The 12,137-nt window shown below is 61.2% G+C and carries 6 protein-coding genes; 2 read left to right on the forward strand and 4 right to left on the reverse strand.

All coding sequences use genetic code 11. The features are described from left to right. Positions 1-28: 28 nt before the first annotated feature. Entirely contained in the window at positions 29-1,384 is a 1,356-nt protein-coding gene (locus tag GYB81_RS05245; protein ID WP_161866289.1) for a TolC family outer membrane protein, read from the reverse strand. A 411-nt stretch (positions 1,385-1,795) separates the two neighbouring features. On the opposite strand from GYB81_RS05245, the gene GYB81_RS05250 reads away from it, so the two are divergent. Continuing rightward, positions 1,796-8,383, forward strand: coding sequence for a retention module-containing protein (locus tag GYB81_RS05250; protein WP_161866288.1), 6,588 nt, complete (start codon positions 1,796-1,798; stop codon positions 8,381-8,383). A gap of 150 nt (positions 8,384-8,533) precedes the next feature. Then, positions 8,534-8,875, forward strand: coding sequence for a hypothetical protein (locus tag GYB81_RS05255; RefSeq protein WP_013716143.1), 342 nt, complete (start codon positions 8,534-8,536; stop codon positions 8,873-8,875). 59 nt (positions 8,876-8,934) lie between these two features. On the opposite strand, the gene lapD is transcribed toward GYB81_RS05255, so the two are convergent. The 3 genes from lapD to GYB81_RS05270 all read right to left on the reverse strand — a co-directional run bounded on the left by lapD (position 8,935) and on the right by GYB81_RS05270 (position 12,126). Continuing rightward, positions 8,935-10,875 carry a cyclic di-GMP receptor LapD gene (lapD, locus tag GYB81_RS05260; RefSeq protein ID WP_161866287.1) on the reverse strand — a complete coding sequence of 647 codons (1,941 nt, stop codon included), beginning with the start codon at positions 10,873-10,875 and terminating at the stop codon, positions 8,935-8,937. 9 nt (positions 10,876-10,884) lie between these two features. Continuing rightward, positions 10,885-11,565 carry a cysteine protease LapG gene (lapG, locus tag GYB81_RS05265; protein WP_161866286.1) on the reverse strand — a complete coding sequence of 227 codons (681 nt, stop codon included), beginning with the start codon at positions 11,563-11,565 and terminating at the stop codon, positions 10,885-10,887. Positions 11,566-11,727: 162 nt separating this feature from the next. Continuing rightward, positions 11,728-12,126: a YbaN family protein gene (locus GYB81_RS05270; RefSeq protein ID WP_017362861.1), complete on the reverse strand. Its 399-nt coding sequence runs from the start codon at positions 12,124-12,126 to the stop codon at positions 11,728-11,730. Positions 12,127-12,137: the final 11 nt, after the last annotated feature.

Consider the following 12,137-nt stretch of genomic DNA (forward strand, 5'->3'; position numbering starts at 1 on the left):
GCATTCGCCCGGACCCTTCGAGCCGGGATCACTTCATATCCGGCAGGCGTGCTTCGCTTTTCACTTCCGTGAGGGCTACAGCTTCTGCCGGGACCACGACCTGTTGCTGACGCAGCAGATCCCCCATGGCCGCAATGACGCGGTACATCGAGAATTCTTCGCCGTAGCGAACCTCGGTGTAGCGACGATTGGCGGTGAACAGTTCGTTTTCGCTGTCGAGCAGATCGAGCAGAGTGCGTTGGCCCAGGCTGAACTGCTGCTGATAGGCCTCGCGCACGCGAGAGGTGTAGTCCGCGTAATCGCGCGCCTTGGGGGTTTGCTGGCGGGCGTTCTCCATGGCGTTCCAGGCCAGGGAGAGGTTCTCGTTGAGTACCCGCAAGGCGTTGTTGCGAATGTCCATCGACTCGTTGATCTGGTGCGCGGCCGACTGCAGGCGAGCCTTGTCGCGCATGCCGTTGAACAGGTTGTAGTTCATCACCACGGCTGCCCGCCAAGTGTTGTAGTGGCCTTCGTCGCCCTGCACGTTGTCATCGGCCGTGGTGGCCAGCTCCAGGTCAAAACGCGGATAGAAGGGTGACTTGGCAACCTCGTACTGCTTCTCGGCGGCGTTGACGTCCGCTTGCGCCGATTTCAGGAAGGGGTTGTTGTCCATCACGGTTTGCCGGGCGGCCAGCAGGTCGGCGGGCATGTTGCCCCTGATCGATGCCGGCGCCTCCAGTTGATCCGGCAGGCGCCCGACGGCGCTGAAGAAGTTGGCCTCGGCATCGGCCAGGTTGACCTCTTCGGTGTAGAGGTTGTTCTGTGCCAGGGCCAGACGCGCCTCGGACTGATCCAGGTCCGCGGTGCTGCCTACGCCCTGGCGATTGCGCATGCCGATCTGATCGTTGATGCGCTGATGGGCCTGCAGGTTGTTGCGGGCCAGGGTGACCATCTCGCGGCGCATCAGGACATCCAGATACACCTCCACGGTGCGCAGTGCCAGGCTCTCGGACGTGCCGAGCAGGCGGTAGGCGCGGGAATTGACCACGGCCTGGGTGCGCGCCACTTCGTTGGGCGTATTGAAGCCATCGAAGAGCATCTGGCGCAAACGCAGCTCGGCGTCACGGTAGTTGAGGGTTTCCTTGTTGTGATCACCCAGCGCACGGGTGCTGGGGCTGTCCGTGCGTTCCCGGCCGTAGCCGACCAGCAGGTCGACGGTAGGCAGATAACCGCCCTTGGCGAATTTCACGTCTTCATCCGACGCAAGTCGGCTATTGGCGGCTGCACTGATCTCGGGATGGTTATTCAGTGTGCTCTGAATCGCTTCCGACAGATTCATGGCTTGCGCCTGACTGCAAATCGTCGCCAAAAACATGGCGCTCCACAGCGGGGTTAAGGTGCGCATTGGCGTGTTCTCCTTACTGAAGTTCTTATCCTGTCGCCATAAAAATGGCGTTTTCTCCTGTCAAACCGTTTCAGGCTTGTAACATCAGAGCTAAGAACAACTTTTGGAGAAGCTAAGATGATTTTTTCACAAGGTATATTCAGAAAAAATCTTATGAACTCTGCGAAAAGCAGCACATTGTTTGACCCTGTGAGCTGTGCCGGGTCCGCATTTTCTGTGGGCTGGCAGCTGAAATGGGCAGTCAGGCATCAAAAAGGTGGGAATTCAACTGATGGAGTAGTTCGACGCATGCTGTGGTGACATTTTTTTGTCAGTAGCGTTTTTTGGGATTGTGCGCCGTTCCATTTCAATCTGCTGTTCTGGGTTCTCTCCTCTGCTTCGAAAAGGTGTTCTGACCCTTTTGCTAGGTACGTGTCGGCGGTGGTCGGCAGCTGTAGTGAGGATGGAATCATGGCTACTCTCATTGGTGTCGTCAGTCAGGTGGTCGGCGAAGTGTTCGCGGTAGCGAGCGACGGATCGCGCCGGCCAGTCAGCGAAGGTGATCGGGTTTATGCGGGCGAGCAACTGGTAACCGGCGCCTCGGGTGCGGTGGCCGTCACCATGACCAACGGCCAGCAACTGACCCTTGGGCGCGACAGCAGCATGACGCTCGACGCCCAGATGCTCGCCTACCGCGGTGAGTCGCAAGCCCCGGTCGGCGAAACGCCTCCCGCCGCTCCCAGCGATGCCGACCTCACCGATGTCGAGCGCCTGCAAGCTGCCATCGAAGCCGGGGACGACCCGACCCTGGAGGGCGAAGCCACTGCGGCAGGGCCGGGCGCCGGTGCCGGCGGCGCGGGAGGTGCCGGTGGCGGGAACTCGTTTGTGATGCTCACCGAGGTGGGCGGGGCGCTCGATCCGGTCATCGGCTTTCCAACCGAAGGGCTGCCGGGTGGGCCGGAGTTTCCGGATGCGGAGCCTATCCTGAGTGCCGATGCCGTTCCTGGTATTCCCATTGGCGGTGCTGCTTCCAATGCGGTGGACGAGGACGGCTTGCCCGATGGCCACGTCGGCGGTGTGAACGATCTGGATGGTGAGGCCACGAGTGTCAGTGGTGTGCTCGGCTACAGCTTCGGGCCAGATGGCCCTGGTACCTTCACTTGGTCAACGGCTGGCCTAGCGTTTCTGGAAATATCTTCTGGCGGAGTACCGCTGACCTATCAGGTCAGCGCCGACGGCCTAATTCTTACCGCCTTTGCCGGTGAAACGGTGGCATTCGTGGTGCAGGTCACCAACCTGCTGACCGGCGCCTATCAGTTCGACTTCTTCGCCCCTCTCGATCATGCCGCGCCGCCTCTGGGTGAGAGCAACGAGAACGACATCCTCTACCTGTTCAACTACACCATTACTGACGGCGACGGTACACCGGCAAATGGCACCCTAAGCATATTGATCAACGACGACAGCCCGGTGCTGGCCGAAAGCGAAGGTGAGCGCACAATCGTCGGCGGCCTGGTGCATGAGGATGCCCTGAGTGTCGGCAATGGCGAGGCCGGTAATCTGCCCACGCAAACCCATCAGCTGATTGGCAGGCCGGGAGCGTTGGATGTGCTGGTCAACTTTGGAGCCGATGGGCGAGGGGGATTCCAGTTCGATACTCGACCTGAAGCCCTTTCCGATTTAGAAGCGTTGGGGCTGACCTCGGCCAATCAGGAGTTGCTCTATTCAGTCACGGTCTCGGACGATGGCAGCACTAGCACGCTGACAGCGACCGCGGGTGAGGGCGGCCCATTGGTATTCACGCTAGTGGTTACCAGCGATGGAGACTACGTCTTCACGCTGGCGGGGCCGATCGATCATCCCCGGGGGGATGGAGACGATAGCGAGCGCCTGGGCGACAGCAGTCTGGCCCTGGACTTCTCCAAACTGCTGATCGCCACCGACTACGACGGTGATGCGGTTGCGGGCGGCTTCAACCCTGGCAGCTTCGTGATCGACGTGGAAGACGATGTGCCGGTTCAGGTTGGTGAGAACGGCGAAGGGACACGTGTCATCGGACTGGTGCATGAGGATGCCCTGCCCCCTGGCAATGCCGAAGGCAATAATCAGGTGCTGAGCATTAGCGGCGGTGCCGGAACCCTGGATGCGCTGGTGAACTTCGGTGCCGATGGTCGCGGTGGTTTCCAGCTGAGTACCGAGCCGGGCGCGCTGACAGCCCTGCAGAACCTGGGGTTTACCTCGGGCGGCGTGGCGCTGAGCTACGCGGTTTCGGCGGATGGCACCACGCTGACGGCGACGGCTGGCGCCAAGCCCACTTTCACCCTGACGGTGGGTACTGATGGAAGCTACGAATTCCTGCTGCAGGGTCCGCTGGATCATCCGCTGCCGAATGGCGATGACAGTGAAACCCTCGCTGGCAGCAACTTGGTACTGGATTTCTCTGGTGTATTGATTGCCACTGACGGTGACGGCGATCCGGTTGCTGGTGGCTTCAAGGCTGGCAGCTTCGTGATCGATGTGGAAGACGATGTGCCGGTTCAGGTTGGTGAGAACAGTGAGGGGCCACGTGTCATCGGACTGGTGCATGAGGATGCCCTGCCCCCTGGCAATGCCGAAGGCAACGATCAGGTGCTGAGCATCAGCGGCGGTGCCGGAACCCTGGATGCGCTGGTGAACTTCGGTGCCGACGGGCGCGGTGGCTTCCAGCTGAGTACCGAGCCGGGCGCGCTGACAGCTCTGCAGGGCCTGGGGCTGAAGTCGGGCGGCGTGGCGCTGAGCTACGCGGTTTCGGCAGATGGCACCACGCTGACGGCGGCGACGGACGCCAAGACCATCTTCACTCTGACGGTGGGTACTGATGGCAGCTACAAGTTCCTGCTAGAGTGCCCGCTGGACCATCTGCTGCCGAATGGCGATGACAGTGAAACCCTGGGCGTAAGCAAGCTGCTGGATTTCTCAAGCATATTGATCGCCACCGACGCTGACGGCGACCCGATTGTCGGCGGCTTCAAGGCTGGCAGCTTTGTGATCGATGTGGAAGATGATGTGCCGGTGCTGAAACCCGTCGACCCTCAGCGCTCGGCCCTTGGCGGAACGGCCCATGAGGACCTGCTTTCCCAGCCGCATAGCGGCAACCCCGATAATGGTGTTCAGACACGAGTCGTCAGTACCGATGGTGGCGCAGGCAACCTGTCTTCGCTGGTCTCCTTCGGTGCTGACGGTCCTGGTGCGTTCGGTTTGGTCCAGAGCAGCGTGGTGAAGGGACTGCTGGATGCCCAGGGGGTGGCGTCCGGCGGTGAGGCGTTGCTTTACCAAGTGGTGCCAATCGTCGTCGACGGCAAGCTGGTCAGTTCCACCTTGACCGCCGTGTCTGTGGGAAGCCTGGGCAGCTATCCAGTGTTCACCCTGACGGTCAGTGCCGATGGCAGCTTCCGCTTCGAGCTGCAGGGGCCCATCGATCATCCGGTAAACGATAGTGATGACGATGAGTTGTGGTCCAACGGTGAAGCGTTTGGTATCGATTTCACCCAGTTGATCACCGCGACCGATGGAGATAGTGATCCACTGCAAATGCCCGCCGATGCAAGCGGTCTGTTCGTCATCAATGTGCAGGACGATGTGCCGGCCCTGAACGGGAAGGAGTGCGATCCGAAGATCATTGAGAATGGTATTTCCCATGTGCTGCTTCTGGTAAATACCAATGATGGTGTCAAAGCAGTCAAGATCGAATATCCCGGCGGGGATGACATCAAGGATCCGAGCCACCCGCAAGGCTACGTCGCCTGGGTCGAGCAGGCCTATGGTGGTACCGTCGAGGCCTATTATATCAAGGCCGGTACCAAGTTCTACGATAGTGAGGGAGAAAGCGTCGATCCAGCCGCGCTGGATCTGGACAACTACCTGGTCGGTGGGAATAGCGCCTTTGGTGGGCCGGCGGTGATCGAAGCGGAGCGCCCGCAGTATCAGGAAATAGGGAATAATTGTGCCCCGTCCCTCAGCCATCTCGTGCATGAAGACCTGCTCAACAAGCCCTATCCGGGCAACCCCGAAGCAGGCCAGGCACTGGTGGCTGCAGGCAGTGTGGGCGCTTTGCATGTGCTGGTAAATTTTGGCGCCGATGGGCCGGGAGTCTTCAGCATTACTGGCGATGTGACTTCAATGCAGGCGCAGCAGCTAAGCTCCGGCGGCGTCGAGCTAAGCTACCGCGTCAAGTACGAGTGGGATGGCGGTCAGTTGGTCAGTTCCACCCTGATCGGTGAGGTGGCGGGTGTCGACGGCTATCCGGTATTCAGTTTCAAGGTGGGCGCTGATGGCAGTTATCGCTTTGAGCTTAAGGGGCCGTTGGATCATCCACTGGGCGACGGCAATGATGGCGAGACCCTGGGTGCGACAGGGCGGCCTATTGATTTCTCTAAGATGCTGCTGGCTACCGATGGCGACGGCGATCCTTTGTTAGTCGAGTTCCCCTCAGGCGGGCTAGTGATAGACGTCCAAGACGATGTGCCTTTGGCTCAAGGTGACAAGCCCAGCTGCATCGTGCAGTCCGCACCGCCCCTGGTGAACCTCACCCTGGTGCTGGACATCTCGCTGAGCATGGCAGGTGACAAGCTGACAGCCCTCAAGCAGGCGGTTGTCAACCTCACCCAGGGCTATGCGGGGCTCTCTGCTCAGGTGCACGTCAACCTGATTGCCTTCAACTCGGGCGCTGCGGAAATCGGCGATTTCACCTTCAGCTCGGTGGGTGATGCGGGTTACACCGCCTTGCTCACGGCGGTCAACGGCCTTACCGCCAGCGGTTTCACCAACTACGAGCAGGCCCTGAGCGTGGCCAAGACGCAAATCACCAGCGACATTATGGCTCCGGGCGCCGATCCGGCGCAGCAGCACAAGCTGTACTTCATCTCCGATGGTGAGCCTACGGCCGGGACACAGGGAGCGGCGCTGACAACCTGGATCACCAAAAACTGGACGAACTTCATCGGCAACGTCGATGGCGATCACAACAGTGCCACCAACAGCTTCACGGCGCACTCGGTGGGCATCAGATTCACGGGCAGCTTCATGGGGCAGATCGCCAGCGATGGTTCGGTGATCAACAGCACGCCTGCCAGGCTGTCCGCAACCTTGCTGGATTTGGCCGACCTGGGCGGCAGTGTTTCCGGCGACGTCCTGGCCAATGACAGCCTGGGCGCCGATGGCCTCGGACGTATCGAGTCGGTCAGTGTCGATGGCCAGACCTTCAGCCTGAACGATGCCGGCGACGGCGGCATCCTGGCCAGTGGTGCCGGCTCGGTCACCTGGAGCTTCAATGCCACGACGGCCGAGCTGATCCTAAACACCGCGACCGGGACACTGAAGATCCATCTGGATGGCCAGAACGCCGGGCAGTTCAACTTTGCCGCGAAAAGCGGCCTGAGCTTCGGTCCCAGCGGACAGCTGACGCAGAGCTTCACCTACATGGTGAGCGACGGCGATGGTGATCGTGCCTCGGCCAACCTGGACATCTGCATCCGCAGTGACCAGTCAGTGCTGGTGGTCGGCAGCAATGCTGACGACACACCGAACTCCAGCGTGCCCCACCATGTGCCCAGCCAATACGACGATGGCAAGGGGGCTATCGAAGGGACCTTCGGTAATGACGTGCTGGTCGGTGACTTGGGCGGTGCTGCCGATCCGGTGGTCAAACCGGCGGAAAACTACAACATTGCCTTGATCCTCGATCGCTCCGGCAGCATGGCGGACGATCCCGATGATTCGGGCAGCTATGACAGCCGGCTGGCATTACTCAAGGATGCGGTCAATGCCTTCATCGGCAAGCTGGGCACCCACACTGGACAGATCAACATTGCGCTGATCTCCTTCTCGTCCAGCGCCAGCCTGTTGCTCAGCGGAACCCTGGCGCAGATTCAGACGGCTCTGGCTGCGCAGAACAACGTGTTGATGGCGCTGACTGCTTCTGGCGCCACCAACTACGAAGCGGCGATGCAGCAGGCCAATGCCTGGTTCGGTGGGGTGGAAGCCAACGGCTACAACAACCTGGCCTACTTCCTTACCGATGGTGACCCGACCACCTACAACGGTGATAACAGCAACAGCGGCAGCACGGTGAACTACCTTGACGTCAACCGGGCTCTGGGTGATGCCACGGCGTTGATAGGGCGCGCCGAGGTGCACGCCATCGGCATCGGTACCGGGGTCAACAGCAATGTGCTGCGTTTCTTCGACAACACCGACGTGACAGGGGATGGTTCGCTGTCCTTCGGTGGCGGCAATACCGTCAACGGTGAGGTAGGCCAACCGCAGATCGTTATCACGCCGAGCGATCTTTTCGCGGTGCTCGATCCTGGCAGCTCCACCGACGGTGGTTACGCCAGCCTGGGCGACGATCACCTGGTGGCGGGTGTCGGCGACGACCACCTGTTCGGCGATTCGCTCAATACCCTCTGGATAGATGCCATCAAGGCACCGGGTTACCAGGTGGTCATCGATCACCTGACCAGCACGCTGGGCGCAACCCCGACCCAGACGCAGATCATGGACTTCATCCGTCTCAACGCCGAGAAACTCGGGGCATCGGTACCTGGCGTCGGGGGCGATGATGTGCTCGAGGGGGGCGCCGGTAATGATTGGCTCTTCGGCCAGGGCGGTGATGACGTCCTTATCGGCGGGGCCGGCAACGATGTGCTGTTCGGCGGTAGCGGCAACGATATTTTCGTCTGGAATGCGGGGGATCGCGGCGGCAACTATCTCGACATCGTCAAGGACTTCGGTAACGGCGCGGATAAGCTGGATCTGTCGCAGCTTTTGGTGGGTGTCAGCGATCCGGCCAGTGCCGATGTGCTGACTCAGTATCTGAGCTTCGACTTCGTCAGCGAGCCTGGCAGCACGGTGATCAACGTCGCCAGCGCAGGCAACGGAACCGTGGATCAGACCATCACGCTGGAAAACACCATCCTGTCTGGTGGCAGTGCAGCGGAAGTCATCCAGGGCATGCTGGATAACCAGCAGTTGATCGCCTGAGGTGAGAGTAAGGCCGCCAGCGCTGCGCTGGTGGCCTCTCAGCAAAGGGGAAATGCGTATCAGAGTTTCCTTAGCCGGAGCACTCAACTAGAGTAAGCCCGCTACCCGTTCCGGTAGCGGGTTTTTTTATGGCGTTTGCTGGAGGCACCAATGGTTTACGTACAGCGCGACGCTGCCGGGCGTTTGTTGCGGGTTGAGCACGAGCCCTTCGAGGGGATGACGGAGAACCTGGCGGTCGAGAGCGAGGAATTGCATAACTGGCTGGCTGCCAAGGAAGAGGTCAAGGCGCGTCTGGACAGCCTGAAACAATCCGACCTGGAGCTGGTGCGCGTGCTGGAAGACGTCGTCAGTGTGCTGGTCGAGCGTGGCGTGATCCGTTACACCGATCTGCCCGAGGCTGCGCGTCAGAAACTCGATCAACGCGCCATCGCCCGTGCCGAGATCGAAGGCTTGAGCGGCCTGCTTGGCGACGACGAACATCACCTCGTGTAACCGACGAGCGCGCCTTCAGGCTATTAAACAGGCGTTGAGCAAGCCGCTCTTGAATAGTGTTATCGCCAGGGCATCGGTGCGCCGATCAATCGACCCATGGCACCCTGTACACCCAGTTCGGTGAGCGCCTCGAGTTCGCCCTGGGTCTCCACCATCTCGGCAATCAACGGTAGATCGATGCTGTTGGTCGCGCGGAATATCGCTTCGATGAACATGCGCTTGTCGCTCTCCTGGTCGATGGCGCGGATATAGGTGCCGTCGATTTTCAGGTAGGCGAGGCCCAGATGGGTCAGGTTGCCAATCAGGCTGAAGCGTCCACCGAAGTGCTGCAAGCCCAGGCCGTAACCGATTTCACGCAGGTTCTGGCTCAAGGCCTCCAGTTCTGCGGGTGGTGGCAGGTGGCGCTCGTCTACTTCCAGGGTCAGCAGGCTCGCCTGCTCAGGGTGGCTTTTGAGCAGGGCGAGCAATCTTTCCCGCTTTGCCGTTTCGCGCAGGGTTGCGGCCGACAGGCTCAGTGCCAGTGGCTCGGCGTGTTGAGCCAGGTGGGCGAGGGCGTGCTCGAGCATCGCCAGGTCGAAGCGGGCGCTCCAGCCGAGGCGTTCGATCCAGGGCAGGAAGCGCCCGGCGGCGATGGCCTCGCCCTGCGGGTCGAGCAGGCGCGCCAGCACCTTGCGTTGCAGCAGGCGGCCGGAAACGCATTCCACCACCGGCTGGAAGTACAACTGCAACTTGCCCTGGTTGAGCGCATCGTCGATCCAGCCGCGCCAGTCGTGCAGCCCCCGGCCACTCTGTGCGGTGAAGTCGTCGAGGCGTTCCCAGCAGCGCGCTGCATTGCTCTGTGCCTGGGCCAGCGCCTGGTCGGCGCGGGCGATCACGCTGGCGGAGTCCTCGCCCGGGCGGAATGCGGCGATACCCAGGTGAGCAACAGGATTGCAGTCACTGGCGCCGGTCTGGCGCAGGTTGTTCAGGTGTTCACTGATTTCTTCAGCGAGGCGATCAGCATCATCGCTGTTCAGACCCGGGGCGAGGAGGGCGAATTCGCCACCGCGGCTGCGTGAGGCCAGCCATTCGCCGCGGCCCGGCGCCTGCAACAGACGCTTGAGCAGCTCGCCCAGGGCGCTGATCAGCGCATCGGTGCGCTGCCCACCCAGGCGTTGATTAAGCCCCCCGAGATCGTTGACACGCAACAGCAGCAGATAGCCCTCGGCATTCTGCTCATTGACTACAAGTTGGTTGCTCAGACGAATATCGAACTGGCGGCGGTTGGCCAGGCCGGTCAGGCTGTCCTGATAGGCCTCCTCGCGCAGCTTTTCGCTGCGCGCGGCTTCTTCGGCGAACAGCGTCTTGAGCTTGTCGACCATCTGGTTCATGGCCAGGACCACGCGTTTCAGCTCCGGGGTGCGCGGCACGCGGGGCAGGGTGAGGAACTCACGGCGGGTGATGGCTTGCGCCTGTTGCACCATGTTGTCCAGCGGGCGCAGTTGGCTGCGCAGCAGCCAGCCGCCGAGCACTGCGCTGACCAGGCCGCACAGCAACAGCCAGAGCAGGCTGCCAATGGCGCCGTCCCACAACTTGGCCAGGGCGAACTGCGGGTGGCTGAGCACTTCGACTCTTGCGGCCTGTTCCCAGCCGCGCATGATCAGGGCATCGCCACCTTCAGGTTCCAGGTTCACCAGATCGACGAACCACTGCGGGATATTCTCGGCGCGTACCTCGGTAGTGCGTTCGACCAATACCTTGCCATCGGGAATGCTCACCACGCGGATGCTGGCGAAGTAGCCGCTGTCGAAGATCGAGCTGACCATCAGCTCGAGCATGGCCGGGTCGTCCACATGGGGCGTCATCGACAGGCCCAGTGCCGTGGCGGCGTCCTGCGCGTGGGAGCGCAGCTGGCTGAGCAACTGCTCACGCGAGGTCTCGACGCTGGCGATGAAGCTGCCGGTGAAGGCCACGACCAGGAACAGGCATATGGCGAGGAACAGTTGTTTGAGTAGGGACATATCTTCCTCCTAGCCTTCGCCCACGGCGAAGCCCTCGGCATGCATTTTTTTCAGGATGTCCTGCCAGCGCGAAAGCTTCTTCGAATCGCTCTTGCGGGTGTTGGAGCCGGGCAGGTAGAGGCCTTCGGCATTGAAGGCGTAAACCGGGAGCAGGTCCTTGCGCTGTGAGGCCGGGCGGATGTCGTTGATCAGGTTGTCCAGCACCAGCGGTTCGGCGCTCGGGCTGGCGTAGTAGGTCAGCACCATGTGCGCCTGGTTGTAGTTCAGCGCCTTGACGTAGGTGATGCGCAGCTTTTCGCTGGGAATGCCGAGGCGGCGCAGGGTGAAGTACTTGGCGATGGAGTAGTCCTCGCAGTCGCCGGCGCCCTTGACCAGCATTTCCACCGGGGTGGCCCAGTAGTCGTTTTCGCCCCAGAGCTGAAGGTCGTCGACGAAGCGCACCTTGCGGTTGAAGAAACGATTGACCTCGTTGAGCTTGTCCGGCTCCGGCAGCGCCGCGCTGGTCTTGATCAACTCTTCCCAGTGGAGCAGGCGGGTTCGCGCCGCGCCGAGGTTGCCGTAGCGGTTCTCGGCGTTCTTGATGATCAGGGCGAAGTCCCAGTCCGCCTGCGACAGCCCGGCCAGCAACCCGCCGCCGATCCAGAGGATCAGCAGTCGCCACCGCCATCGCTGAATGCGCAGCCGTCGCATGGGTCGTGTCTCAGGGCCTGATCGCCGAAGTCTAGGCGAGGTGTCGATTTTTTGCCGGCCGCTTCGCTAGCGCAAGGAAAGGGTGTCAAAAGGCTGTCGAAAAGCGGGCTGTAGCCCGAAGTTCACTGCCCCCCCGAATCGCATCCGGGCTACGTACAGCAATCAGGGGTTGGGCAGAGTTTTCTGACGCAGGATGTAAATACTTACCAGCACAGCGCTGGTAAGCATGAATGCGCGCGCCCAAGGCAGGGGCACCAGGTAGCAGGAGAAGGCGATGCTCAACCACATCAGCGTAAGTGCGTAGAGCTTGGCCTTGAGCGGGAGACCTTCACCATCCAGATAAGGCACTATCCATGGCCCCAGGCGAGGATGATCGACCAGCCATAGATAGAAACGCCGCGAGCTGCGCATGAAGCAGGCTGCTGCCAGCAGCAAAAAAGGTGTGGTCGGCAGAACCGGCAGAAAGATCCCGATGACCCCGAGTGCCACGCTCAGCCAGCCGATGCCCAGCAGCAGATAGCGGACACTGCGATGGCGGCTTGGCTGAATGTCACGCGGCATGGGCAGTCTTG

It is taken from the genome of Pseudomonas yangonensis (assembly GCF_009932725.1).
In the GTDB taxonomy this organism is placed as follows: Bacteria; Pseudomonadota; Gammaproteobacteria; order Pseudomonadales; family Pseudomonadaceae; genus Aquipseudomonas; species Aquipseudomonas yangonensis.